This window comes from Thermococcus eurythermalis, from assembly GCF_000769655.1.
Taxonomy (GTDB): Archaea; Methanobacteriota_B; Thermococci; order Thermococcales; family Thermococcaceae; genus Thermococcus; species Thermococcus eurythermalis.
The window spans coordinates 930,852-954,482 of sequence record NZ_CP008887.1 but is presented as its reverse complement, the minus strand read 5'-3'; the positions used below and the strand labels follow the sequence as shown (position 1 = coordinate 954,482).

Annotated in this window: 37 protein-coding genes and 1 tRNA gene; 2 read left to right on the top strand and 36 right to left on the bottom strand. The window is 55.9% G+C overall.

The annotated features are described in order from the left end of the window. Nucleotides 1-52: 52 nt before the first annotated feature. From TEU_RS05120 to dph5, 33 genes are all read right to left on the bottom strand, one after another. Nucleotides 53-304: a 50S ribosomal protein L14e gene (locus tag TEU_RS05120; protein WP_050002758.1), complete on the bottom strand. Its 252-nt coding sequence runs from the start codon at nucleotides 302-304 to the stop codon at nucleotides 53-55. A 13-nt stretch (nucleotides 305-317) separates the two neighbouring features. Further along, nucleotides 318-884 carry a (d)CMP kinase gene (gene cmk / locus TEU_RS05115; protein ID WP_050002757.1) on the bottom strand — a complete coding sequence of 189 codons (567 nt, stop codon included), beginning with the start codon at nucleotides 882-884 and terminating at the stop codon, nucleotides 318-320. 10 nt (nucleotides 885-894) lie between these two features. Next, nucleotides 895-1,167, bottom strand: coding sequence for a 50S ribosomal protein L34e (locus tag TEU_RS05110; protein ID WP_050002756.1), 273 nt, complete (start codon nucleotides 1,165-1,167; stop codon nucleotides 895-897). A gap of 42 nt (nucleotides 1,168-1,209) precedes the next feature. Beyond that, nucleotides 1,210-1,734 (bottom strand): DUF106 domain-containing protein, encoded by a 525-nt coding sequence (locus tag TEU_RS05105; protein ID WP_050002755.1) that lies wholly within the window; start codon nucleotides 1,732-1,734, stop codon nucleotides 1,210-1,212. Next, nucleotides 1,727-2,317 (bottom strand): adenylate kinase, encoded by a 591-nt coding sequence (locus TEU_RS05100; RefSeq protein WP_050002754.1) that lies wholly within the window; start codon nucleotides 2,315-2,317, stop codon nucleotides 1,727-1,729. Before TEU_RS05100 ends, TEU_RS05105 begins: the two co-directional genes overlap by 8 nt. Nucleotides 2,318-2,387: 70 nt before the next feature. Beyond that, the gene (secY, locus tag TEU_RS05095) at nucleotides 2,388-3,839 is read right to left on the bottom strand and encodes a preprotein translocase subunit SecY (RefSeq protein ID WP_050002753.1); all 1,452 of its coding nucleotides are present in this window, start codon (nucleotides 3,837-3,839) and stop codon (nucleotides 2,388-2,390) included. A 29-nt stretch (nucleotides 3,840-3,868) separates the two neighbouring features. Further along, nucleotides 3,869-4,315: an uL15m family ribosomal protein gene (locus TEU_RS05090; protein ID WP_050002752.1), complete on the bottom strand. Its 447-nt coding sequence runs from the start codon at nucleotides 4,313-4,315 to the stop codon at nucleotides 3,869-3,871. Nucleotides 4,316-4,326: 11 nt separating this feature from the next. Beyond that, complete coding sequence (locus TEU_RS05085) at nucleotides 4,327-4,794, bottom strand: 50S ribosomal protein L30 (RefSeq protein WP_050002751.1); 468 nt, start codon at nucleotides 4,792-4,794, stop codon at nucleotides 4,327-4,329. Between the two features lie 11 nt (nucleotides 4,795-4,805). Beyond that, the gene (gene rpsE, locus TEU_RS05080; protein ID WP_050002750.1) at nucleotides 4,806-5,513 is read right to left on the bottom strand and encodes a 30S ribosomal protein S5; all 708 of its coding nucleotides are present in this window, start codon (nucleotides 5,511-5,513) and stop codon (nucleotides 4,806-4,808) included. Continuing rightward, nucleotides 5,510-6,115, bottom strand: a complete 606-nt coding sequence (locus TEU_RS05075) for a 50S ribosomal protein L18 (protein ID WP_050002749.1) — start codon at nucleotides 6,113-6,115, stop codon at nucleotides 5,510-5,512. Before TEU_RS05075 ends, rpsE begins: the two co-directional genes overlap by 4 nt. A gap of 10 nt (nucleotides 6,116-6,125) precedes the next feature. Continuing rightward, nucleotides 6,126-6,578, bottom strand: a complete 453-nt coding sequence (locus TEU_RS05070; protein ID WP_174412694.1) for a 50S ribosomal protein L19e — start codon at nucleotides 6,576-6,578, stop codon at nucleotides 6,126-6,128. Beyond that, the gene (locus TEU_RS05065) at nucleotides 6,578-6,961 is read right to left on the bottom strand and encodes a 50S ribosomal protein L32e (protein WP_050002747.1); all 384 of its coding nucleotides are present in this window, start codon (nucleotides 6,959-6,961) and stop codon (nucleotides 6,578-6,580) included. Before TEU_RS05065 ends, TEU_RS05070 begins: the two co-directional genes overlap by 1 nt. A gap of 10 nt (nucleotides 6,962-6,971) precedes the next feature. Next, entirely contained in the window at nucleotides 6,972-7,526 is a 555-nt protein-coding gene (locus tag TEU_RS05060; protein WP_050002746.1) for a 50S ribosomal protein L6, read from the bottom strand. A gap of 10 nt (nucleotides 7,527-7,536) precedes the next feature. After that, on the bottom strand, nucleotides 7,537-7,929 hold the full coding sequence (locus TEU_RS05055; protein ID WP_050002745.1) for a 30S ribosomal protein S8: 393 nt from the start codon (nucleotides 7,927-7,929) through the stop codon (nucleotides 7,537-7,539). Nucleotides 7,930-7,940: 11 nt separating this feature from the next. After that, entirely contained in the window at nucleotides 7,941-8,111 is a 171-nt protein-coding gene (locus TEU_RS05050) for a 30S ribosomal protein S14 (RefSeq protein ID WP_011250478.1), read from the bottom strand. A gap of 1 nt (nucleotide 8,112) precedes the next feature. Beyond that, the gene (locus tag TEU_RS05045) at nucleotides 8,113-8,664 is read right to left on the bottom strand and encodes a 50S ribosomal protein L5 (protein ID WP_050002744.1); all 552 of its coding nucleotides are present in this window, start codon (nucleotides 8,662-8,664) and stop codon (nucleotides 8,113-8,115) included. An 11-nt stretch (nucleotides 8,665-8,675) separates the two neighbouring features. Continuing rightward, nucleotides 8,676-9,407 (bottom strand): 30S ribosomal protein S4e, encoded by a 732-nt coding sequence (locus tag TEU_RS05040; RefSeq protein WP_050002743.1) that lies wholly within the window; start codon nucleotides 9,405-9,407, stop codon nucleotides 8,676-8,678. After that, on the bottom strand, nucleotides 9,407-9,772 hold the full coding sequence (gene rplX / locus TEU_RS05035) for a 50S ribosomal protein L24 (RefSeq protein WP_050002742.1): 366 nt from the start codon (nucleotides 9,770-9,772) through the stop codon (nucleotides 9,407-9,409). The genes TEU_RS05040 and rplX overlap by 1 nt, the downstream gene beginning before the upstream one ends. Before the next feature lie 10 nt (nucleotides 9,773-9,782). Beyond that, nucleotides 9,783-10,208 (bottom strand): 50S ribosomal protein L14, encoded by a 426-nt coding sequence (locus TEU_RS05030; protein ID WP_011250482.1) that lies wholly within the window; start codon nucleotides 10,206-10,208, stop codon nucleotides 9,783-9,785. 4 nt (nucleotides 10,209-10,212) lie between these two features. Next, a complete protein-coding gene (locus tag TEU_RS05025; RefSeq protein ID WP_050002741.1) occupies nucleotides 10,213-10,557 on the bottom strand; it encodes a 30S ribosomal protein S17 in 345 nt (114 codons plus the stop codon). After that, entirely contained in the window at nucleotides 10,554-10,931 is a 378-nt protein-coding gene (locus tag TEU_RS05020) for a ribonuclease P protein component 1 (RefSeq protein ID WP_081947204.1), read from the bottom strand. The genes TEU_RS05025 and TEU_RS05020 overlap by 4 nt, the downstream gene beginning before the upstream one ends. After that, nucleotides 10,817-11,083 (bottom strand): stress response translation initiation inhibitor YciH, encoded by a 267-nt coding sequence (gene yciH / locus TEU_RS05015; RefSeq protein ID WP_265100837.1) that lies wholly within the window; start codon nucleotides 11,081-11,083, stop codon nucleotides 10,817-10,819. Before yciH ends, TEU_RS05020 begins: the two co-directional genes overlap by 115 nt. Nucleotides 11,084-11,119: 36 nt before the next feature. Next, nucleotides 11,120-11,320, bottom strand: coding sequence for a 50S ribosomal protein L29 (gene rpmC, locus TEU_RS05010; RefSeq protein WP_050002738.1), 201 nt, complete (start codon nucleotides 11,318-11,320; stop codon nucleotides 11,120-11,122). Continuing rightward, nucleotides 11,307-11,936: a 30S ribosomal protein S3 gene (locus TEU_RS05005; RefSeq protein WP_050002737.1), complete on the bottom strand. Its 630-nt coding sequence runs from the start codon at nucleotides 11,934-11,936 to the stop codon at nucleotides 11,307-11,309. The genes rpmC and TEU_RS05005 overlap by 14 nt, the downstream gene beginning before the upstream one ends. 5 nt (nucleotides 11,937-11,941) lie before the next feature. Further along, nucleotides 11,942-12,412: a 50S ribosomal protein L22 gene (rplV, locus tag TEU_RS05000; RefSeq protein ID WP_050002736.1), complete on the bottom strand. Its 471-nt coding sequence runs from the start codon at nucleotides 12,410-12,412 to the stop codon at nucleotides 11,942-11,944. 10 nt (nucleotides 12,413-12,422) lie between these two features. Next, the gene (locus TEU_RS04995; protein ID WP_050002735.1) at nucleotides 12,423-12,824 is read right to left on the bottom strand and encodes a 30S ribosomal protein S19; all 402 of its coding nucleotides are present in this window, start codon (nucleotides 12,822-12,824) and stop codon (nucleotides 12,423-12,425) included. Nucleotides 12,825-12,826: 2 nt separating this feature from the next. After that, nucleotides 12,827-13,546: a 50S ribosomal protein L2 gene (locus TEU_RS04990; RefSeq protein WP_042692804.1), complete on the bottom strand. Its 720-nt coding sequence runs from the start codon at nucleotides 13,544-13,546 to the stop codon at nucleotides 12,827-12,829. 11 nt (nucleotides 13,547-13,557) lie between these two features. Continuing rightward, the gene (locus TEU_RS04985; RefSeq protein ID WP_050002734.1) at nucleotides 13,558-13,818 is read right to left on the bottom strand and encodes a 50S ribosomal protein L23; all 261 of its coding nucleotides are present in this window, start codon (nucleotides 13,816-13,818) and stop codon (nucleotides 13,558-13,560) included. A 6-nt stretch (nucleotides 13,819-13,824) separates the two neighbouring features. Further along, nucleotides 13,825-14,592, bottom strand: a complete 768-nt coding sequence (gene rpl4p / locus TEU_RS04980; protein WP_050002733.1) for a 50S ribosomal protein L4 — start codon at nucleotides 14,590-14,592, stop codon at nucleotides 13,825-13,827. 10 nt (nucleotides 14,593-14,602) lie between these two features. Further along, nucleotides 14,603-15,643 carry a 50S ribosomal protein L3 gene (locus tag TEU_RS04975; RefSeq protein WP_050002732.1) on the bottom strand — a complete coding sequence of 347 codons (1,041 nt, stop codon included), beginning with the start codon at nucleotides 15,641-15,643 and terminating at the stop codon, nucleotides 14,603-14,605. Nucleotide 15,644: 1 nt separating this feature from the next. Continuing rightward, a complete protein-coding gene (locus TEU_RS04970; RefSeq protein ID WP_050002731.1) occupies nucleotides 15,645-16,412 on the bottom strand; it encodes a putative RNA uridine N3 methyltransferase in 768 nt (255 codons plus the stop codon). 437 nt (nucleotides 16,413-16,849) lie between these two features. Next, nucleotides 16,850-16,927: transfer RNA gene (locus TEU_RS04965), tRNA-Val, on the bottom strand. A gap of 40 nt (nucleotides 16,928-16,967) precedes the next feature. Next, nucleotides 16,968-17,762 carry a diphthine synthase gene (gene dph5 / locus TEU_RS04960; RefSeq protein ID WP_050002730.1) on the bottom strand — a complete coding sequence of 265 codons (795 nt, stop codon included), beginning with the start codon at nucleotides 17,760-17,762 and terminating at the stop codon, nucleotides 16,968-16,970. A gap of 140 nt (nucleotides 17,763-17,902) precedes the next feature. On the opposite strand from dph5, the gene TEU_RS04955 reads away from it, so the two are divergent. Then, nucleotides 17,903-18,289, top strand: a complete 387-nt coding sequence (locus tag TEU_RS04955) for a metal-dependent transcriptional regulator (protein ID WP_050003939.1) — start codon at nucleotides 17,903-17,905, stop codon at nucleotides 18,287-18,289. Between the two features lie 76 nt (nucleotides 18,290-18,365). On the opposite strand, the gene TEU_RS04950 is transcribed toward TEU_RS04955, so the two are convergent. The 3 genes from TEU_RS04950 to TEU_RS04940 all read right to left on the bottom strand — a co-directional run bounded on the left by TEU_RS04950 (nucleotide 18,366) and on the right by TEU_RS04940 (nucleotide 22,444). Beyond that, the gene (locus TEU_RS04950; protein WP_050002729.1) at nucleotides 18,366-19,739 is read right to left on the bottom strand and encodes an NCS2 family permease; all 1,374 of its coding nucleotides are present in this window, start codon (nucleotides 19,737-19,739) and stop codon (nucleotides 18,366-18,368) included. Nucleotides 19,740-19,823: 84 nt separating this feature from the next. Continuing rightward, nucleotides 19,824-20,825: an ABC transporter ATP-binding protein gene (locus TEU_RS04945; protein WP_050002728.1), complete on the bottom strand. Its 1,002-nt coding sequence runs from the start codon at nucleotides 20,823-20,825 to the stop codon at nucleotides 19,824-19,826. Continuing rightward, a complete protein-coding gene (locus TEU_RS04940) occupies nucleotides 20,819-22,444 on the bottom strand; it encodes an ABC transporter permease (RefSeq protein ID WP_050003938.1) in 1,626 nt (541 codons plus the stop codon). Before TEU_RS04940 ends, TEU_RS04945 begins: the two co-directional genes overlap by 7 nt. Nucleotides 22,445-22,528: 84 nt before the next feature. Between TEU_RS04940 and TEU_RS04935 the strand changes: the two genes are divergently transcribed. Beyond that, a complete protein-coding gene (locus TEU_RS04935) occupies nucleotides 22,529-23,584 on the top strand; it encodes a DmpA family aminopeptidase (RefSeq protein WP_050002727.1) in 1,056 nt (351 codons plus the stop codon). Nucleotides 23,585-23,631: the final 47 nt, after the last annotated feature.

Sequence of the window (23,631 nt, the reverse complement as noted above, 5' to 3'; positions counted from 1 at the left end):
AAGGGGAAAACGCCGTCAAGAAACTTATTGGAAGAAGAGTGAGGGAAAGCCCTCACTCAAGGCTTACGCCGGCCTCTTCGAGGGCCTTCTTTATCTCCTCGTCGGAGGCACCGCGCTCAATGTTAATCTTCTCCGGAAGGGGCTCGAGGTGCTTGACGTTCATCCTCCTGCGCTTGACCTTGTTGAGGCCAGCGCCGGTAACGAGGACGAAGTTCTTGTCGATTATGTCAGCAACGACAACCTTCTGACCGGCCCTCCTTCCGGCTATAACGACAGCAATCCTTCCGACCTCAATAGCTGGCATTCATCCCACCTCCTTAATTTTTGTTTGACCCCGCGTCACCGTCGGGGTAAAGGTGGTCGATGGCGGCCTTCACAATCGCGAAGACCCCATCGGGACCCCATTTGGCAGTGTTTATAATCAAGTCGTAAATGGACTTGTCCTCGATGTCGATACCGTAGAGGTTTAAATACCTTTTCCTGTTCTGCTTTTCCCTCTCGGCAATCTGGATGTAGGCCTCCTCAACGGAGATGCCTTCTCTCTGGGCGACCCTCTTGGCGCGCTCCATCATGGGAGCACCGAGCCATATCTTGAGGTCAGCGTTTTTGACCATCCACCCAGCGAGGCGACCCTCAATAACGACGTTACACTCATTGGCTGCCTCGACCTGTCTCCTGTCAACCTCGCGGTCTATCTCAGGGTGGAGCTCCGCATACTTCTGGAACTCCTGGAGGGTCATACCCATTTCCTCGGCCATCTGCCGGAATATCAGTCCGGCGTAGATATGCTTGAAGCCGTAGTGCCTGGCCAGGTTCCTGCAGAGGGTGGTGGTTCCGGAACCGGCCAGACCGCTGACGGTTATTACGAGGCAGCCCTTCGGCATAGGCACACCTTCAGAGGGCTATGGCGGATCTTACCTGAGCCTTCATGACCTTCCTCATGCAGCTCGGGCAGAGGTGCGGCATCGGCCTCTCGGGCCTCTTTGCGGTCTTCGGAAGCTTCCTGAGCTCGCTCGGCCTTCCGCGCGGAACGCCGTTGAGGGGCCTTCCGCACATAGCACAGTGGGCAACCTTGGGCTTCCTCCTCTCAAAGTGGACTACAGTCCTTCCTCCCGGAGTCCTGACGTACTTCCTCCTCCATGACCTTGAGCGGTACATCGGCTTCATATCTCTCACCTCGGAACCCTTTTTAGCGGAGCGTTTTTAAATTTATCCCATGTCAAGGAGCTTTCTAAGTATCATACCCACAGCGTAGCTGGTAAGGAAGTACCATCCAACGTAACCGAGCTCGCTCGGGGGAAGGGCGGAGTGCTGCCACCTGTGGAAGAGGTCAAAGACGAAGAAGTCAAACGGTGCCTTAGCTATTGCCACTTCCACATACCATCTCCTGAGCCAGCCAAAGAATATCATGAAGAGTGGCATCGTGAGGAACATCGGCACCATCTGTTGCTTCATCAGCTCACTCTGCATTCTCATGAGCTCCAGCTGTTTCTGCTGGGCCTTCCTAATCTTCTTCTCGTCACCGCTCTTCTGGGCCTCTCTCATCTCCTTCTGGACTTCCTTGGCAAGCTCCTGGAGCTTCTTGTGCTTTTCGATGTCCGTGAAGAAGTAGTAGATCAGCGTATAGAAACCACCGATTATTGCGCCAGCTACCGTGATTACCCAGATTGGGTGGTAGTTCAGTATGAACGGCCCAAAAATGCTGTCAAGGAACTGGTATATCCCCTCAATCATACTCGCTCACCGCCAGGTCAAGTACTTGGACGAGCTCATTAACGGCCTCCTCCAGACCCTTATCCTCATGGTTCTCAATTATCTTTATGAGGGCGTTAGAGTGCATCGCATAGCTTATCGCCGCCGCCCTGTTGAGGTCCTGATGCCTCTCAATCTGCTCCTCGGTCTCGACGTCCCTGTCCCTCTTGAGGTCGCGGAGACGCCTTCCGAGTATCTCGCTCGGCGTCGCCTCAATTATCACGATAAAGTTGGGGTTTATAACCTCAATAACCTCCCTGGGGAAACCAAGGAGATAGCCAACTGGCGTTTTGATTGTCGCGTGGGTGTCGAGCAAAACGGGCTCTTCGCGGGCTATTTCAACGACCTTCTGCGCGGCCTTGAGCTGGAGCTCCTTCTGGGTCGCTGGGTCAAGCTTCCTCATCTCATCTCTGTGCTTGACAAGGCCCGCCCTAACCGCCTCCTCGAACATTAGGTCTCCGAAGTTGACGAGCCTGAACTTGGCCCTGGTTCTCTTGAGGGCAAGCTTTGTGATGGTGCTCTTACCAACTCCTGGAATGCCTGTGATCATGACTACAAAGGGCATAGCTCTCACCCAGGGAGTTCTGGTAAGGTAAGGAAAAGCGGGCTTAAAAGGTTTTGCAAAAAAGAAAGGGTCACTTGGCAAAGAACCTTCTCAGGGCCGGGAACATCTCAGTTGCCTGCTCCCTGGCTACTTCCTCGTAGAACCTGTAGAGTATACCGACGGTAAGGAGGATTCCGGTTCCGGTACCCAAGGCCCCAAGGAAGTCCGCGAGCACTGCGACCAGTGCGAGGGTAAACGAACCCCAGAATGTAACGTACGGGATGTAGCGCTGAAGGACCCTCTCAAGTATCCTCGGGTCGCGCCTGAAGCCCGGAATCTGGAGTCCCGCGCGCTGGAGCTGTCTGGCAATGCTCCTGGCATCGAGGCCGGTCAGCTCAACCCAGAGAAAACCGAAGATGAGTGCCCAGAATATCGTCATCACTGCGTAGACAATGGCCCTTACGGGGTCGTTTACGACGTGGAAGATGTCCCTCGGCGGGTAGAGGTAGGTCACGAAACCGCTTACCGGGTAGCCGTTCTCACCGAAAGTTCCCAGTACGGTTATGCCGTAGTTGTTGAGGAGCCTGGCCCAGAGCTGGATGTTTGCGTAGAGTGCCATGGTGAGGATAATCGGGATGTTGCTGACGTACATGAACCTTATCGGGTACCTCCCGCGGACGGTGACGCGACCGTAGCTGAGCGGTATCTCAACGCGCATGCTCTCCAGGTAAACGACCACGAGGAACACCACTATAGTGCCAAGTAGCCTGACGATATCGGGAAGGGTTCCTCCGCGGTATATTGCACCGGTTATGTCGCCGTGGATCAAGTGCTGGATGAAGGCGGGAATTGCACCGACCAGTGCAGGCTCACCGGTGAGCGGGTCAATGTACTCAGTGCTCGGTATAGGAGCGAGAGCCTTGTAAATGACGGTCTGGGAAACTCCAGCGGCGATGAAGAGGCTGATACCGCTGCCTATTCCCCACTTGCTAACGAGCTCGTCAAGGAGTATGAGCATGGTGGACGCAAAGCCAAGCTGGAGGATTATCAGGATTGCAAGGCCCAGCCCAATGTAGACTAACCCGCTGGGAGTGGTAACGGTCTGGAACGCACCTATCCCGGTGTTGACCTTACCAAATGCACCGGCGAAGACGTAGATAGCCGCCTCGAAAAAGCTCATGAACACAGCGAACAGCTTCTGGGCGGCCTGGTAAAACCTCCTGTCCTCAGGATTTGAGAGGTCGAGCCTAACTATCTCAGAACCAACGAGAAGCTGCATGATTATACTCGCGGTAACGATTGGACCGATACCCAGCGTTAAAAGCGAACCGCTCTTACCGGCGAGAACGAAGCGGAGCGTTGCGAAGTAATCCTGAACCCTGGGTGGGATTCCATACAGCGGGATTTCAGCAAGTATGAAGTACAACAGCAGTGCTATTCCAGTCCACATGAACTTCTCTTTGAGCGGAACGTGCCTCTTCGGCCTTTCAACCTCGGGGAAATAGCGCTCAATAGCGTATACAATGTCCCTTACCTTTCCCATAGCCGACACCCGCCAAAAGTTGAAAGAAATCAGGCGAGGAGAACCTCGCCGCCAGCGGCCTTAATCTTCTCCTCGGCCTTGGGAGTCACGTAGTGGGCCTTGACGACTATGGCCCTAGTGAGCTTTCCGGTACCGAGAACCTTATCAACACCGAGCTGGGTGGCGTCGAAGACGAGCTTTCCTTCCTCCTCGTAGATGACGCCCATGTCCTTGAAGAGCTCGAAGTTCTCGTCGATGTCACTCAGGTTGATGACCCTGGGGATGTACTGGACGGCCTTGGGCCTGTGGAAGCCGCGCTTGCCGAGGTGGTCGGGGGCGTACTTGATGGTCCAGGTGAACTTCTGGTCCTTCCTCTTACCGGTACCAGCCATACCCCTACCGCCCTTGCTTCCGCCGCCGCGGTGCTTCTTCTTGCACCCCCATCCGTGAGTGTGACTCCCGCGAAGCTTCCTAACCTTCTTCCTCCTCCTAATCATCTCTCGCCACCTCAGAGCATTCTCTCAATGAGCTCGTTAATCTTCTCGCCCCTGTAGCCGAGGGCACCGCCCTCCTTGAAGGAGCGCTTCTTGCTTCCCTTGAGACCTCCCCTCGGCGGGTGGAGCCTGAAGACGGGCTTGATGTTTGGCAAATCCCTGAGCTTCATCTCGCCGTTGATGACCTTCTCGGCGAACTCCTCAAGGCTAATTCCAAGCTTCTCCTGGACGTACTCATCGGTAATCGGCTTGTTGCCGACGAGCCTGCCCCTCTTCCTGAGGAGCTTGACGAGGGTCTCTTTGTCTATCTCGCCCCAGGTGATGTAGTCCTTGACCTTCTGTATCATTCCGCGGTAGCTCGGGGTGTCGTCGACTATGACGAGGTGGTTAATCCTGTGAAGGCGAAGCATGGCGAGGGTGTCCCTAACCTCGCCCCTCGCCCTAATCCCGCTCCTAAGCCTTATGAGTGCAAGCTTTGCCATCTTCTCTCACCTCACTCAAGGGTGAAGCTCTGGGGCATCGCCCTGCCAACGACGATACCGTACTTCTCCTCCATACCTGGCTGTATGGCAACGCGGTTGGTGTTGTAGAGCGCGTTGAAAACTGCCTTGGCGAAGTTAACGGTGGTTCTCGTCTCACCGAGGGTCTGGGACCAGACATCCTGAACGCCAGCGAGGGTGAGTATCTTCTTGCCGACGTCACCGATAACGAGACCAAGTCCACGCGGTCCGGGCATGAGCTTGACGCGGACGCTACCTTCCTTGCCCTCGACGGCGAACGGGATTGAGTGCGGCCTCCTGCACCTGCACTCCCAGCTTCCACAGCCGCGCTTGATCTCGATGATGTTCATCTTGGCGTAGTTGATGGCCTTCCTGATGGCGGTACCAACCTCCCTCCCGTGGCCGATTCCGAGGCCAACGTAACCGTCCCTGTTGCCGACGGCAGCCAAAACCCTGAAGCGAATCCTCCTACCGCTGTCGGTCATTCTGACGGTGAGAGCGATGTCAAGGACTTCCTGGTTCTCCCTGAGGTTGACCTCCGGAAGGAGGACGTCAACTATCTCCGGCTCCTTTATCTGGTAACCCTTCCTGAATATCTCGTGAATGTCAGTTATCTGGCCCTCCTTGACGAGCCTGCCGAGCTTGGTCCTCGGCTCCCACTCCTCAAGAACCCTCTGGGCGATCTCTCTCGGGTCGCTCATTCTCTCGCCCCCTCAAACTTCTTGATTATCTTGGCCTTAACCTCTTCAAAGTGTTCCGGCAGTTTCTCGGGCTCAAGGCCCCTGACGAGGTAGCCACCAAACTGCTTCCTATAGAGCGTCTCGTCCTCCTCCTTGAGGGCCTTGGCGTAGTTAGCCACGTGCTCGCCCCTTATCCTGTAGTCCTCTGGGAATATCTCCTCGCTGTGCGGGACGTTGAGGCCCGCATCAACCGCACCCTTGAGGACTGCGAAGACGCTTGAACCCCTGGTCGGCGGGTGAAGGCCTATGTCGAGGATGGCTTCCTCGATGCCGGCCTGCTTGGCCTTGTAACCGATGAGCAGGCCAAGTAAGTAAGCGCTTGGGGTGTTTCCACAGTGCCCCTTCCAGCCGAAGTCCCTGATGAGCTCCCTGGTGTGGGCTGAAACCACAGTCCTGTCGCCCTTCGGGTCGTAGACGATGATCTGGGCGATGTGGTGGTTGAGGGTCTTCCTCACGACAAGCCTCGGCTTCTTGCCCTTGAGGAGCTTGAGCCTCTTGTGGTAGTTGGTCTTACCCTCTCTCCTCCTCCTGAAGGGAACCCTATACCTCGGTCCTCTCGCCATTTATCTCACCTCACTCCTTCAAGATGCCGTGCTCCTGCATGAACAGGTAGAGCTGCCTCTTGTTCTTGAACTGACCGCCCTTGGCCCTGATGTATAGCCTCCTGTAGGTGTGGGCGTCGAGCTTGCCCTCGGCCTTGAGCTTCCTAAGTTCTTTCCGGAGGGCCCTTATGGTCATCATCCAGCGCTCCTTCTTGCCCATCCTGGCGGTCTTCTTACCCTTCCTGCTTCCGGGGCCCCTGTGGCGTCCCTTCTTCCTCGCCTCGTGGAAAGCCCTCGCGCGGGCCCTGCTCTGGCCCTTGATGGGCTTCTTCTTGATGACGCCGTCGTGGATGAGCCTCTTTACGTCCTCCCTGGTGATAGCGGCGGCAACATCATCAATCCTCTCGGGGTCAATCCAGACCCTGTTCTCACCGCACTTCAAAATCTCAGCGGCAATCCTTCTCTGCATCTTAAGCATGAGCATCACCTCGCGTTGAGGACCTTAATACCGAGCTCCTTGGCCCTCGCGATTATGAGTTCCCTCTTTCTCGCACCGACAGTCCTCGCTATCCTCGCTGCCTGCCTAGTCGGGTCGATTGCCTCAAGCTCCTTGACGTTGTGGACAAGGACTTCCTCGTACCCGCTCGGGTGGAGCCCCCTAACGAGCCTCGGTGAGCTCCATCCGATGCTCGGTGAGCGTGGCTTGCCCTTCTTCTTGAGCCTCATCTTGCTGTCTATTCCCTTCGGCCTGCGCCACTTCGGGTCGTTCTTGAACTTTGGATACCTCCACCACTCCTGCCTAAGGAAGCGGGGCTTCTTCCTCTTGAGCCTGGCCCTCACCCTAAGGAGTCTCGCCTTCTCGTCCATTGCTCACACCTCAGAACTTTATCGGCTTGCCAGCCTTCTCAACTATGTAAATACCATCCTGGAAGACACGCCTGTCCCACTTCGTTATCCTCGTGGCCTGCTCGATGTTGGCCGCGGTCTGGCCAACGGCCTCCTTGTCTATGCCCTCGACGAGGATTTCCTGCCCCCTAACCTTCACGGTAACGCCGGGCAGTATCTTGGCCCTCCTTGGGTTCTTCTCACCGAGGAAGTTCTCGATGACGACCTCGTCGCCCTGGACCTTGACGGTGACCGGGAAGTGGCTGTAGACGACCTTGAGCTTGTAAGTGAAGCCCTCGGTGACGCCCTTGATCATGTTGCTGATGTGGGCCTTGAACGTCCTGGCTATGGCAACGTCCTTCCTCCTCGGGAACTCCTTGTAGATGACGACCTTACCGTCGTCGGTGAAGATCTGAACGCCGGGGTACTTGAACTCCCTCTCAAGCTCGCCCTTGGGGCCCTTGACCTTGACGGTGTTCCCCTCAACGGTGACCTCGACTCCCTCTGGAATCTCAACCTCTTCCCTTACCCACGCGTCTATCGGCATCGTTCTCACCTCAGTAGACGTAGGCTATCAGTCTTCCGCCGATTCCCTTCTCGATGGCCTCTTTGTGGGTCATGACACCCTGGGAGGTCGAGACGATAAGGATACCGAACTCGTATGCCGGGAGGAACCTCTTCTCCCAGTACTCGTAGTCCCTGGCCTTGACCGGGAACCTCGGCTTAATAGCTCCAGCCTTGTTGATCTTTCCTATGAGCTGAACCCTGTAGATGCCGGCCCTCCCGTCGTCTATGAACTCGAACTCCCCGATGTAGCCGTTCTCCTGCATAACTCTAAGGACCTCACCGATGAGTTTTGAGGCCGGCTTTATGTAAACCTCCTTCTTTCCAACCCTCTCGCTGTTGGTCATGTGGGAAAGAGCGTTCGCAAGCGGGTCAAGCAGAGTCATCGCTTCTCACCTCACTCATACTTCTTGAAGCCGAGTTTTGGAGCGACCTCGCGGAAGCAGTGCCTGCAGAGCATAAGGCCGTGTATCCTGATTATCGGGCCGTACTGGCCGCAGCGCATGCACCTTCTCGCGCCCTTACCAAACTTCCTCGGCTTCCTCTTGTTGTAATCAGCCTTCGCCATCTCACAATCCCTCCACGTTGACCTTGAACTCCTCAATAGCGAAGACTATACCCTCCTCCTTCGTCAGCTTGTGCCTGGTCGGTATCTTCCTCCTCTGCCTCTTCCTCTTGGCAACCCTAAAGCCAGGCCTCTCAAGGGTGACACAGACGTCCATACCGAAGATACCTATCTCAGGGTCGTACTCGACGCCCGGGATGTTTATGTGCTCCTGGATTCCAAAGCAGAAGTTCCCGTGCTCGTCGAAGTTGCCGACGTGGAGCTTCCTATCAACGGCCTCAAGGAGCCTGTCAAGCATCTCGTAGGCCTTCTTTCCACGGAGGGTGACCTTGACGGCTATGGGTTCGCCACGCCTGATTCCAAAGTCCCTGTTGGTCTGCTTGGCCCTTCTCCTTATCGGCTTCTGGCCGACGAGGTCCTGGAGCATCTTCTCGGCCTTGGTAAGCCTCTCACCGCTCTCGCCAACACCGATGTTTATGGTGACCTTCGCGATCCTGGGCTTCCTCATTGGGTGAGCTTCCCAGTCTGCGAGGATAGCCTCCCTGTTAATCTGCATCTCATCTCACCTCACGGAAGGGAAATCTCCGGCTTGTCCTTACCAATCACGAAGGCGTACTCCTTCAGGGTGTCGAAGAGCTCGCCGTTCTCGTCCTCGATGGTAACGACGTCGGGCCAGCCCATCGGGAAGTGCCTGACCTCGACTATCTTACCCTTCCTGGCGACGTTCTTACCCTGGGTAACGAAGACGTAGGCGCCGACCTCGAAGGGCAGTATCTTGACTATCTGCCTCTCCGGAACCTGCATGATGACGGTATAGGAGGTCTTGTAGGCGTCCTTCTCAGCAAGGCTGACGAGGTGGTTGCTTCCGTCGTGGAGGTTGAGCTGAACCTTCGCACCCTTGACCATCCTCTTGTTGTTAACCCGGAAGGGCTTGATCTTGGCCTCTTCCTCGCTTATCGGGTGGAGGATGAGCTTGCCAATCCTGTTTGGAAGGACCCTGTAGTGCTCTCCGGTGTCCGGGATGGAGATAACGTCCATGATTCCGACCGGGAACTTGTAGTCCTTCCTGACCCTGCCGTCAACGAGTATCTTGCCCTCGTTGAGTATCTTCCTGGCTTCTCTCGCGGTCCTCGCGTAGCCAAGGTAGTCCCTGACTATGTAGAGGAGCGGTATGGAAGTCCTCATGCTGTGCGGGCCGGGGCTCGGGCGGACGGCCCACATGTACTCCTTCCTGTGGATGTACCAGGAAGTTGGGGCGGCAAGCCTCTTAAGGTGCCTCTTCGGACCCTTTCTCGCCATTACTCAGCCCTCCTCTCGATTATTTTCTTTCTCTCCTCATCTTCAAGGTTGAGTTCGACAATCATAACGTTCGACGGGTGGAGCGGGTAGAAGACCTCGGTTCCGTCGGTCTTCTTCTGGGTAACGCCCTCAACGTAAATCCTGTACCTCTTAAGGTCGACCTCAACGACCTTGCCCTCGGTGCCCTTGAAGTCTCCACGCATGACCTTGACCTTGTCCCCCACCCTGATGGGGAGGTTCCTAACGTTGTACTTCTCCCTAAGCTCCTTGCTCAGGGTGGCGCTCATTATCTTGCCCCTGAGGTGAAGGGGAGCGTTGTAGAGGAACTTCCTCTGCTTCCTCGGCTGCTTCATATCAAGCTTCATTACTCTCACCTCACAACACAATGCTCGCTATGCTACCGAGCCTGACCCACCTCTCGGCGGCCTCTCTGGCTATGGCACCCCTAATCTCGGTTCCCCTCGGGACGCCTTCCGGAGTGACTATCGCGGCGGCGTTGTCCTCGAACTTGACGCGCATGCCGTCGAGCCTTCTGTACTCCTTCCTCTGCCTGACGACGACGGCCCTAACGACCTGGTGCCTCATGTCAGGCCTTCCCTTCTTGACGGTGGCAACGACCATGTCGCCGACACCGGCGGCGGCGAGCCTTCTCCTGGTTCCCTTGTAGCCAACGACACCAATTATCTGGATGACCTTGGCACCGCTGTTGTCAGCAACCTTGAGGTAAGCACCGATCGGAAGAGCGCGAGTTGGCCTGACGGGGCTTATACCCCTGGTCGCACCGGCACCCTTCTTGGCCATTGCCTCACACCTCCTCCTTCCTCTCGGCCCTCTCAAGGACTGCAACAACCACCCAGCTCTTGGTCTTGCTTATCGGCCTGGTCTCGGCTATGAGAACCTTGTCACCGGTCTTGGCGTTGATGCACTCCGGGTTGTGAGCGTGGACCTTGCTCCTCCTGAGCTCGTAACGCTCGTATTTCTTGAGGTAGTGGTAGTACTGCCTCTCGACAACTACTGTCTTCTTACCCTTATCGCTGACGACGATACCCTCAAAGTATCTCCCGTGTATCTTGAGGTTCCCGTGCCAGGGGCACTTGGGGTCGTCACACACCTCAGCGGGAGGCTGAACCCTCAATCCAATCTCTCTCATTTCCTCCACCTCTTCTTGAGTCTCATCTCAGGCCTTCCAATCAAATCACTACCATGGATCCGGATTTTCTCATCGCCGAGGTCGAACTCAATCTCGACCACGTCCTTTGGAACGACCCAAACCTTCTCCCCACCTATGGTGAGGGTGTTCCTCGTCTCATCAAGGACGTAGCCCTCGATGCCGACCAGCTCTGGATGAGATGCCCTTATAATCTTTGCTTTGAGGCCTATGAGCTCGTGCCAGATTATGTTCTTCCGCGTCACTCGACCTCTATGAGCTCCTCTGAAAATCCAAGCTCTGCCAGCAACTTCTTGATACGGTCCCTGTGGTCGCCCTGGAGCTCTATCCTTCCTTTCTTTGCGGTTCCGCCACATGCCAGCTTCGCCTTCAGCTTCTTTGCTATATCCTCGAGGTCGAATTCCTTCTCGTCTATACCCTCGATTATGGTCTTAAGCTTTCCGTAGCGGGCCCTCTCGATGTAGACCCTAATCCTCTGCTGCTCCTTGAGGACCTCCTTAAAGAGCATCTCATCCAGAGGGTTCACAATCCTCGGCACCTAACCTCACCTTTTCTCCCTAAGCTTCTCATTCCTTATGGTAAGCAGGCGCGCTATGTCGCGCCTGAGGTTGCGGATGACCATGGGGTTCTCTATGGAAGCCCCCATGGTGAGCATACCCCTCTCCTTGGCGAGCTGAAGTCTGAGCTCCTTTATCTTCTGCTCGATCTCCTCAATGCTCATCTCCCTAATCTCACTGGGCTTCATTGGCGCTCACCTCTTCCTCGACTACCTCCTTAACCTCAATCTCATCTGGCAACCTCGCGTCGGGCGGCATGATGGAGACCTTAACACCGATAACACCGAGCTTGAGCAGGGCCTGGGCGTATCCCCTGCTGACGAGGGTCTCGGCAGGGTTTCCGACCTTTGCAAGGTAGCCCTGGTAGAACCTGACGCTCTTGGCCCTCTCACCGGTGAGCTTTCCGCTGAGCCTTATCTCGACACCCCTTGCTCCGTTCCTCATGATGGCCTTGATAGCTGAGTAAGCGGCCCTCCTGAAGTGGACGCCCCTCTCAAGGGCCTGGGCGAGCCTGACGGCCTGAACCTTGGCGTTGAGGTAGGGGTTCTTGATCTCCTCGACCTCAATCTGCGGGTTCTCAAGGCCGAACTGCCTCTCAAGGATCCTGGTGAGCTCCCTTATCTTCCTGCCGCCCCTTCCGATGACATAGCCGGGCCTCGCCGCGAAGATGATGACCTTGGTTCCAAGGGGGGTCTTCTTTATGTCAAGGCCGCCATAGCCGGCCCTCCTAAGCTCCTTTTCAAGGTATTCGTCAATGAGCATTTCCCTAACGCCTTCCCTGATGAAGTACCTCTCAATGGCCAAGGGTCTCACCTCCTAATCTCCTCGACAACTATCTCTATGTGGGTGGTCTGCTCGTTGAACGGTGTGGCCCTTCCGAAGGCCCTCGGGATGTATCCCCTGAGGACCGGGCCCCTGTGGGCAGCAGCGTGGATTATCTTGAGCCTGTCGACGTCGAGGCCCTTCTGCTCGGCGTTGTTCTTGGCGTTGAGGAGTATCTTCTTGACGGCCTTGGCGACCTTGACCGGGTAGCGACCTGGACCGAAGCCCTTACCCGGCTTGTGGCCCTGGCTGTCGTTGAAGCGCTTCATTGGAACCGGCCTCTTCTTGGCTATGACGTCGTCGAGGTAGCGGAGGGCGTCGTTGAGCATCATGCCCTTAATCTCCCTGAGGAGCTCGACGCTGTGCTTGGGTGAAATCCTGAGGTCCCTTCCGCTCGCGCGAGCCATCCTCTCGGGGTCAAAATTTTGGAATGAGTAGGAAAACCTGCCCCTGCTCATCTAAACCACCTCACTTGATTGCCACGAACATTGATGACCTCGTAGCACCGACACCAGGTGAGCCGTGCTGGACTATCTTCCTCGTGAGGGCGAACTCACCGAGGTAGTGGCCTATCATCTCCTCCTTTATCTCAATCGGGACGAACTCCTTGCCGTTGTAGACGTGGATGGTCATGCCAACCATCTCGGGGAGGACTATCATGTCCCTGCTGTGGGTCCTTATGGGCTTGTTGTACTTGCCCTTCTTGGCAAGCCTTATCTTCCTGAGGAGCTTCTTCTGCTCCGGGGAGAGACCCCTCTTGAGGCTCCTCCTCTGCCTGGCCGGGAGGAGCTTGGCGAACTCCTCAAGGGACATATTGAGCAGTTCGTCGAGCGTGTAACCCCTATACCTAAACTCCTTCTTTCTCGCCATCTTCACTTCCTCCTACCGGTTCTTCTCGCGGCTATGTGACCGACCTTCCTTCCGGGCGGAGCTCTACGGGAAACGGTCGAGGGCCTACCTATGTGGTGCTCCTTACCACCGTGCGGGTGGTTGACGGCGTTCATCTTGACACCTCTCGGCTTCGGCCAGAACCTGTTCCTGGCCTTGGCGATGTAGTAGGCCTTACCGGCCTTGACTATTGGCTTCTCGAGCCTTCCACCGCCCGCAACGACACCTATTGTTGCCCTGCACTCGGGCTTGAACTGCTTGAGCTCACCGCTCGGGAGCTGAACGATGACCTTGTCCTTCTCCCTGCTGACGACGAGGGCGTAGGTTCCTCCAGCCCTGACGTACTTTCCGCCGTCGCCCGGAACGCCCTCGATGTTGTAGACGTAGGTTCCCTCTGGTATCTTGGCAAGCGGGAGGGTGTTGCCTATGGCTATCGGGGCCTCGGGTCCGATGTAGACCTCCTGGCCGACGAGAACTCCTTCGGGGGCGAGGATGAGCTTCTTGGTTCCGTCCTCGAACTTAACGCGAGCGACGGGGGCAGTCCTTCCAGGGTCGTGGAGGATTTCCTCAACGACTCCCCTGAGGGTCTTCTCCTTCACGACGTTGAGAGGAACGTACTTAACAGCGCCCCTGTACCTGTGGGAAGGAGCGCGGAAGGTCGTGGTTCCCTTACCCCTCCTCTGCTGTATAAGACTCTTTCCCATCTCACATCACCTCAGAACAATCCCAACCTTGCGGCAACCTCACTCGCATCGTATTCGGGCTTGAGCTTGACGTAGGCCTTCTTTTCGCCCTTCATGGTGATGAGGGTGTTGACCTTCTCGACCTTGACGTTGAACATCTCTTCCACGGCCCTCTTGATGTCCTGCTTGGTGGCCTTCCTGTCCACTATGAAGGTGAGCTTGTTCTCCTTCTCAATGAGCGAGACGGCCTTTTCGGTAACGAGCGGCCTTATGATAACCTTATATGGGTCCATCTCTCATCACCCGTAGAGCTCCCTAAGCCTCTCTATAGCGCCCTTCGTCCAGATGGTAAGCCTTCCAGGGTGGGTACCCGGAGCGAGGAGCTCAACACCGAGGTTGTCGACGGTAACGACGTCAACGCCCGGGTGGTTCCTCGCTCCCTGGACGATTCCCTCGTTCTTGGCAACGACGATGAGCGGGCCCTTGGCCTTCTTATACCTCCTTCCGCGCATCTTGCCCTTACCGGCCCTTATCTTGGTGTTCCTCTTGGCCCTCTCAATGTCGTCCCAGACACCGAGCTTCTTGAATATCTCCCTGGTCTGGGCGGTCTTGAAGACCTTCTCGAGGTCGTCAACGACGACGAGCGGGAAGGCTGGAACGTTGTCGGTGACGTGTCCCCTCGCCTTCACGAGGTCAGGGTTGGCGGTGGCGGCGATTGCGCTCATTATGGCAAGCCTGCGCTCCTTCTTGTTGATGTCCTCCCAGATTATCTTCTCGACCTTCGGCGGGTGGGTTCTCCTTCCACCCCTCGCGAAGGGAACGAAGGCCGCGAACCTCGGCGGGGTCTTTATCCTCTCGACCCTCGCCATTCCATGGCCCTTACCGATGTTCTCAGTAACGCGCCTCTTTCCAGCGAGCGGGTCCCTTCCCTGGGGCTGTATCCTGTGGGTCCAGGAAGCGATGACAGCTCTCCTGATGAGGTCGGGCCTGAAAGGAGTGCTGAACACCTTGGGGAGCTCTATCTCCTCAACGGGCTCGCCTTCGAGGTTGAAGACCTTAACCTTCATCTATCTCACCTCACTGCTTGGACTCCCTACTGACGTAGGTTATCTGGGGCCTCTCAACGGGCGGCTTCTTCTTGGGCGGCCTTATAGCGGGCCTAACACGAATTATCCTCTTGAAGGAACCCGGAACGCTACCCTCAATCATGAGGAAGTCGCTCCTGACGATTCCGTAGTGCGGGAAGCCACCCTTCGGAGTTATCTCAATCTCGTTGCCGTCGAGCACGAGCTTTCCGTTCTCGCCTATGGCGATGAGCCTCTTGTTGAACTCGGTCCTGTGGTGGAAGCCCATCTGACCGGCCTGCGGAACGGTCCACATGACGCGGGCCGGGTGCCAGGGACCGAGGTTACCGATGTGCCTGCCCTTTCCAGCCCTCTGGGCCTTGTGGAACTGAACCTTGACGCCCCAGCGCTTAACCGGGCCCTGAGTGCCCTTACCCTTGGTGACGGCTATGACGTCGAGGAGCTCTCCCTCGTGGAGAACCTCGCTAGCGCGGAGCTCCTTGCCTATCTTCTCCTTGGCGTAGTCGAACTTGGCCTTGACGTCGTCGCCACCGATGGCGTACTCCATGACCTCGGGCTTCTTCTTGAGCTTGATGAGCCAGGGCTGGGTGTGGACGAGAAGCCTGACGTCAACAATCTCGCCGTCGTTAACGAGGTCCTCAAGCTGGCCGAGCTTGGCCTGGAACGCCTCCTCGTTATAGTCCTTCGGCAGGGTCTTTATGCGCCTCTTGACGTTGTCGTTGAGCTCGTGGAACCAGACCTCAGTGGCGGTCTCGAGGCCAAGATAGCCCTGCTTGTAAGCCCTGATTCCGTAGACAAAGAGCGGCGGAACCTCAACTATGGTCACGGGCACGAATATCTCCTTGCCCTTGGTGAGCCCGGGGCTGTCGTCTATCATGAGGATGTGGGTCATGCCGGCCTTGTAACCAGCGAATCCCAGCATCCTGACCTCACTGTCCTTTGGCCACTTCTTGATTCTCGGGACTACACTCCTAGCCCTTTTTCTCGGGCTGAAGGCGAGTGAACCTCTCCTTGGTCTGTGAACCTTTCCCATCTCAATCCCTCCTCATGAGATTGAATATCGCCAGCGTGGCGAGGAGCGCCTCCTCGGTGCGGACGGTTTTAGTTTTTTGATTTGGAATCGTGTTGAGCACGAAATCAAACTCGTACTCGCCGCCGAGGAGCTCCATAACGCCCTTCCTCGGCGAGCCAAAGGCGATACCAACCTCCCCCTCCAGCGGGGGAAGGCTGACCTCTCTCACGTCGCGACCCTTCCGCGAGGTCGCGATTGCCAAATCCAGGTGAGCCTTTTTAAGTGTTTTCGCCAGGGGCTTTCTGCTCAGGTGAACCCTGTAGCCCCAGTACCCTTCTGGCTTCGCTGGAATGACTTTGAGAGGCTTCGTCGAGACAATCCTAAACGTTGCGCGCCCTTCAACGTCCCCCTCAACCAGGGCCAGCTCGTCGAGCCCGATGTCAGCGTACACCCGTCTTCCCTTCCGGAAGGCATAGCCCTCGCGGATTTCGCTGACCTTGGGTTTCCCTTTGAGCTTGTGGTGGGGCGTCCTGAGCGGGGGGACGACACCGACGTGGCGGAGCTCTGGCATTATCGGAAACAGCCTCTTCCTGAGGTACTGCGGGGTTTCCATGTACTCAAGGACCGTTTTGATGAACTTCCCGTCCCTTCCGCCTGCCCTGTAAATCCAGATGTGCTCGACGCCGAAGATTGCGCAGGCCCTCGCAACCTGCCCAACCTTGTACGTCCGGATTTTTGGGTCGTCGGTCTCTTCAAGGAGGGAATCGGGAATGAAGACATGCCAAGCCATTTTCCCTCATCCTGCCCCCACTGTCTCCCCTAAGCTGAAGGGAGCTTGTGGAGACTATTTAAAAGGCTTTCGAACCTTGCAACCCTTTTTCATGCTGAGAAGTGTGTAAAATTTTTGCAAAGCGAACTTCGCGGAAGCTTTTGGAAAAAGCTTCACCAAAAGTTCGTAGCTCTTTACATAACGGCCCAAGTAGAGTAGATTTTACCTGTAAAATCCCACTTTACAAAAGAGAAACCAGCCAAAACAACACATATAAAGGGGGTTTACTCTCTTTTGACGCCCTTCGGGCGTCGATTCAAAAAGTAAACCTATACAAAAGGAGCAATTATAGAGATTCTCACACTCAAAACGACAATTCAATGAGAAAACCACTTAAAATTTAGCTTTCCAAAAGGAGCTACCAACTTTGATGAAACTTTGCGAAGGCAAAGTTTCGATGGTGGGCCCGCGGGGCTTCGAACCCCGGACCTCCGCCTCGTGAGGGCGGCGTCATAACCAGACTAGACCACGGGCCCGCCCAAAGTATGGGGAACGGGGGGAAATATAAAGCTTTCGCTAAACTTCCTCCAGGAGTTCCTTGGGTGCACCGGCGAACTCAACCAGGTACTCCGCCTCGACGATGTGGAGCCTACCCGGCACGATGAGAACGTGAGGCTGTCTTCCGAAGTCCTCGTCTATCAGCTCCTTAACGTAGCCCGCCCTTATCGTCGGGTTCAGAGAACCGGCCCTGGCGAGGACAACGACGAGCGTCTCCGGCGTGAACACTCCCGCTTTTTTCATGCCCTCAACCTGGAGGAGTATCTCCATCGCCTCGTTGGCGGTCATGTATCGGTTCTGGTCAGCCTTTATGTCAAGGAACAGGAGTGTATGAAGGCCGCGCTCCCTGTTTTCCTTGATTACGTCGTAGTGGCTCGTCGGGAACCAGTTTCCCTCTGGATAAGCTACGGTGGCGCTCTTCCCGAACTTGTAAATCTGGAGACCCGTAATCGCCACGGCAGAGTAGATGCTGGGCGCATGGATGACGTAGCTCTCGACGCCCGCTTTCTTTGCCCGGATTCTTAAGTCCGAGTGGGTTGTCGCCACCATCGGGTCTCCTGCAGTGAGGAACGCGACGTCCTTTTCTTTGGCCTCCGGGAGGACTATCCTCTCAAAATTGAGCTCGACGTCTTCCCGGCTTAGCCTCATGATGGGCTTGCCTATGAGCTCCTCAATTTTATCTATCGTTGTTCCCGCGAGGAGTGACGTATAAAACTCGGCAAATACCTTGTCGCACTTTCTGGCTGTTTCAAGACCTTTGAGCGTTATGTCCTTCTCATCATAGAGCCCAAGTCCTATGAAATAGAGCGCCATCTCAACCACCGATAGGGGGTTCTCCTAAAACTTTTAAGTTTTGGGAAAACTACTTAAAGGTTTTTGGCCAACCTAACCCGGTGAGGAGTGTGAAAGTCAGCAAGAGAGTCAGTAAGAGAGAGGAAGAGTACCTTGAGACAATGTACCTCCTTCACAAGAACAAGGGTGTAATCCGCGTTAAGGACATAGCGAAGATAATGAACGTCAAGCCGCCAAGCGTCGTTGACGCCCTCAAGAAGCTCGCCGAGAAGGGACTCGTCGAGTACGAGAAGTACGACAGAATTCTGCTCACCGAGGAAGGAGAGAGAATAGCAAAGGAGACCTACTCAAAGCACCTGGCCCTCACAAAGTTCTTCGTTGACATCCTCGGCATACCCGAGGAGATAGCCGAGCAGGACGCCTGCCAGTTCGAGCACTACGTCAGCGAAATAACCGTGGAGAGGATGAAGGAGTTCGCGAAGTTTATCCAGGAGCAGTGCCCCTACGTCCTCAAGCAGTTCCTCAAAGAGAAACGTGAGAAGAAATGAATTCTTTCCCATCATTAACTCTGTTCTGAACTGTCTTTCCCGAGAAAAAACTAGCTGAAATGAGAAAAGAGAAGAATCAGAAGAGGCCTCCGAGGTAGGCAAAATAAACCACGAAGACCATCGCGAGTATGTACATGAGCGGGTGAACTTCCCTCCAGCGGCCGCTGAAGACCTTTAGGACGGTGTAGCTTATAAAGCCCGCGCCGATTCCGTCGGCTATCGAGTAAGTGTATGGTATCGTGACGAGGACGAGGAACGCGGGCAGTGCCTCGGTGTGGTCGCTGAAGTCGACTTCCTTGAGGGCACTGAGCATGTAATATCCGACCACGACGAGGGCAGGGGCGGTTGCGAAGGCCGGTATTGCCTGAGCAAGCGGGGCTATGAAGAGTCCAATGGCGAGGAAGAGGAATCCTGTGACGAGGGCAGTCATTCCAGTCCTGCCGCCCTCCTCTATTCCCGCCGCACTCTCTATGTAGGTGGTGACTGTTGAGGTTCCAAGGACAGCTCCGACGGTCGTACCAATAGCGTCCGTCAGGAGCACCTTCTCGGCGTCGGGAACCCTGCCGTCCTCTGTGAGGAAGCCGGCCTTGGCGCTCAGACCGGTTATCGTTCCAAGGGTGTCAAAGAAGTCCACCATGAAGAACGCAAAGACGACTCCAAGGGCTCCAGCACTTATGAGGCCGTGGAGGTCCATCTGCATGAAAGTGTAGCTTATGGTTGGAGTCGAGAACAGCTTCTCGGGCCAGGGCGCCGCTCCGGTGACCCAGCCGAGGACGCTCGTAGTCAGTATGGAAATCAGAAGAGCACCCTTTATGCGCAGGGAGATGAGGATACCAGTGAGGAGAACTCCAAAAAAGAAAAGTAGTATCTGCTTTGATAATAGAACATTCGTGTTCAGACCGGTTAATTTGAGAGTTCCACTCAGGAGAACTGTCTTGCCGAGGGATATGACGGCATCTTTGGAACCTTCAACCTGCGCAGAGAGGAGCCCGACATCGTTGAGCCCTATGAGCGTGAGGAACAGCCCGATTCCGGCACCGATTGCATACTTCTGGCTCCTGGGAATCGCGTGGATTACCGCGCTCCTGACCTTTGTGATTGTGAGGGCTATAAAGATGAGGCCCTCAACAAAAACCGCCGCGAGGGCCACTTTCCAGCCGTACTTCGGGGCCACTGTGTAGGCGAAGTAGGCGTTGAGGCCCATACCGGGCGCGAGGGCGAAGGGCTTCTTGGCGTAGATACCCATGAGTATCGTTGTAAAACCAGCTGCAAGGGCTGTGACGGCGACGAGCGAGTCAAAGGCTTCAGGGCCCATCGCATCGCTGAGGATTTTAGGGTTAATGAAGAGGATATAAGCCATAGTCAGAAATGTCGTCACTCCAGCGAGCACTTCGGTTTTCATATCGGTTCCATACTTCTCGAACTCGAAGTACCTTTCGAACCAACCCATGAGCGTCCCCCCAGTAACTGACATTTAGTTGACATAGAAACGGCGATAAAAGCAATTTATAAAACTTTTTTTGACATAAACATGTTATAAAGTGAGGAGTGAGAAAGACCTTACCACAAGGCCTACCTTATGAGGGACGCTGTGAGGCTCAAAGGGCAAATCCGGAAGTGGGCGCTCCGCTATGATTGTGTGACCTTCAACGTCGAGGTAAAGCCTAATCCGCCCCGGAAGGAGCTCATATCCCGTAACACGGGCATCACCACCGGGAGTCACGAGGACGCTCTCCGGCCTGAAGAACACCCTGACCTTCCCATCAACCCCAACGTTGAATTCAATGCCCCCCAGCCTTGCCACACCGTTCTCCGCATCGAGCTCCAGTATGTTGCTTATTCCAAGGAACCTGGCCACGAACTCCGTCTTTGGGTGGTAGTAAAGCTCCAGGGGCTCACCTATCTGCTCAACCCTGCCGACGTTCATGACGGCAATCCTGTCGCTCACTGCCATCTCCTCCTGGTCGTGGGTAACGTATATCGTCGTTATGCCGAGCTCCCGCTGAATGCGCCGTATCTCAGCGCGGAGGCGCTCCCTTATCTTGGCGTCGAGGTTGCTGAGGGGCTCGTCGAGGAGAAGGACTTCGGGCTCCACAACAAGGGCCCTTGCGAGGGCCACCCTCTGCTGCTGTCCACCGCTCAGCTGTTCCGGATAGCGGTTTTCAAAGCCTTCCAGACCCACGAGTTCAAGCGCCCACCTGACCTTCCGCTCTATCTCCACCTTAGATACCTTCCTCATCTCCAGCCCAAAAGCGACGTTCTTGAACACCGTCATGTGCGGGAAAAGGGCGTAGTCCTGAAAGACGATGCCGATGTTCCTCTCGTAGGGCTCAAGGTCAGTGACGTCCTTCCCGTCGAAGAAGACCCTCCCAGAGTCGGGCCTTTCGAGGCCGGCTATTATCCTGAGGGTCGTCGTTTTTCCACACCCGCTCGGGCCGAGAAGCGTCAGGAACTCGCCGTCCCGGGCTGAGAGATCAACCTGAAGCTCGAAGTTGTCCCAGCGCTTGCTCACGCCCCGTAACTCAACACTCACCATACGTCCTCACCGACCTTTTCTATCATTAGGAATCCTATAACCGAGACAGCCATCAAAATTACGGAGAGGGCAGACGCACTACCGAACTGCCTCGACCCGATAAACTTGTAGACGGCCAGGCTCATGGTCGTGTACTCTGGCGGGGCGAGCATATAGGTCGCACCGAGCTCGGCTATGCTCATCGCAAAGGCGAATATCGCCCCGACTATGAAGCTACCGACCGCGAGGGGCAGTTCGACCTTCACAAACGCCTTCCACTCGTTTGCCCCCAGCGCCAGCGCGGCCTCGCGGAGGTTCCGCTTTATCTTGCCGAGCCCTGTGGAGAGGGAGCGGAAGACAAACGGATACGCTATGATGGAGTGCGCTATGGCGATAATCCAGAACGTGTAGTAGAGGGGTGTGGACTGGAATACCATGATGTACCCCAAGGCCACCGTAACAGGGGAGCTAGCCAGGGGGAGCATGACGAGGACGTCGAGGAGTCTCTTGCCCTTAAAGTCCCAGCGGTTGAGGAGGTACGCGAGGGGGAGTGCTATGAGCGTCGAGACCACGACCGTCGTGAAGCCAAAGAGGATTGAGTTCCGAACCGCCCCAAACGTCGAGATGCCGAACATGGGGTTGTATTCGGGTGAGAAGACCCTCCTGTAGTTCTCAAGGCTGAGGTGGCCGTTGAAGAGAAGGGAGTCGTAGACCACAGCAAGGAGGGGCGCAACTATAAAGACGAGCACGAGGAGGGAGTAGAGGACTATTCCGAGCCCCTTGAGGCTCAAAAGGTCGCGGAGTCCAAGCTTCGCCGGCGTCTGGAGCACTTTCTGCTCTTCCCTCTTTGAATAGGCATCGAGAGAGCGGAGGTAGATGTACATGAAGAGCGCACTAAGGGTTATCTGTATGACCGCCAGCGCCGAGCCCGTCCTGAAGTCAAGGAGCGTCATGACGGTCGAGAAGATATCAACCTCTATTGTAACGTATCTGTATCCCCCAAGGACGAGCGGGATTGAGAAGCTCAGGAAGCAGAATATAAAGGTCAGCATCGCGGAAGCAAAAATGGCAGGCGATATCAGGGGCAGGGTGACCTTCCAGAAGAGCCTGAAGCCCCTCGCACCGAGGGTCTTGGCCATCTCCTCGTAGTGAGGATTGACCCTCTCCCAGAGGGACGAGACCATTCTGACAACGATGGGGAAGTTGTAAAAGGCATGGGCAAGCAGTATGGCCTTCCAGGTGTAGACTATGCCGGGGTCACGCCCGATTATGCCGGCTATGAACCCGTCCCTGCCGAACAGCAGGAGGAAACCAAGGGTCACCATTATGCTCGGCATGACGAACGGGACGGTCAGAAGGGCTCTGATTGCCCTCTTCCCTGGAAAATCATAGCGGGCAAAAATATACGCCCCGGGGAGCCCTATGAGGAGCGTCAGGGCCGTCGAGGCGAGGGCCTGGCCTATCGTAAACCCTATGACCCAGCGGTGGTAAGAGTTTCCCAAGACGGCAGAAAGAAACTTCAGGGTCGGGCCGTTTTCCCACAGGCCGAGCCTCATGATATCCACCATAGGCAGGTAGAAGAAAACGAACAGGAACGCCAGTGGGAGGGTGAAAGCGAGGTAGCTGACCTTAAACCTCATGGCCAAAACTCGGTTTTTGCCCTTTATAAGCCTTGATTGGGCAAGGTTGTTAAGCCCGGCATACAATTTATCACCGGTGATACCATGAAGGCCCCGGAGCTGGGCATAAAGATAGGCGTTTTCGAGCACGGAAAGAGGAACTCGATAGCCGACCTGGGAGTCAGGGTCGGCCACGTAACCCTCATCGAGGGCGACGACGTGAGGACTGGGGTTACTGTCCTGCTCCCGCCGGTGAAGAACCCCTTCAAGGAAAAGCTCTTTGCCTCGACCTTCGTCATGAACGGCTTCTCAAAGCCAATAGGCTTCGTCCAGGTCGATGAGCTCGGCTACATTGAGACGCCGATAGCCCTAACCAACACGCTGAGCGTCTACACGGTCGCAAGCGCGATGGTAAAGCACATGATTGAGCTCAACCCAGACCTGAAGAGCGTCTCTCCGGTCGTGATGGAGTGCAACGACTCCTACCTCAACAACATCAGGAAGATGGCCGTCAGGGAGGAGCACTACTTCGAGGCCGTCAAAAACGCGAGCCTTGACTTTGAGGAAGGTGCCGTTGGTGCTGGAACCGGAATGAGCGCCTTCGAGTTCAAGGGCGGAATAGGCTCTTCCTCACGGGTCGTCGAAATCGGCGGCGAGGAGTACACGGTCGCGTCGCTCGTCCTGGCGAACTTCGGCAGGAGGGAAGACCTCACAATAGCCGGCGTCCCCGTCGGCCTTGAGCTGAAGGACTACCCCGGAAGGGGGCCCTCCGCGAAGGGCAGCATCTCGATGGTGGTGGCAACGGACGCGCCCCTGACCGCGAGGGGGCTGAAGAGGGTCGCGAAAAGGGCAGTTGTCGGCCTCGCGAGAACCGGCGGCTACGCGTACCACGGGAGCGGGGACGTAGTCCTTGCCTTCTCAACGGCGCAGACGGCCCCGCTGGATAAAGAGCCCCACCTGCTCAGTTTCCTGCCCGACAACGCCCTCAGCAGGCTCTTCAAGGCAACCGCCGAGGCGACTGAGGAGGCCATAATCAACGCGCTTCTCCAGGCGAGAACGGTTGAGGGCAACGGACACGTGAGGTACGCTTTGCCCATTGACAATGTCAAGGAGATACTATCAAAATATAACCGGATTCAGTTGGACACCCAGGCGGTTTAGACGTTTTTTTACTTTTTTATATAGTTTGATACCGACATATTCCAAAT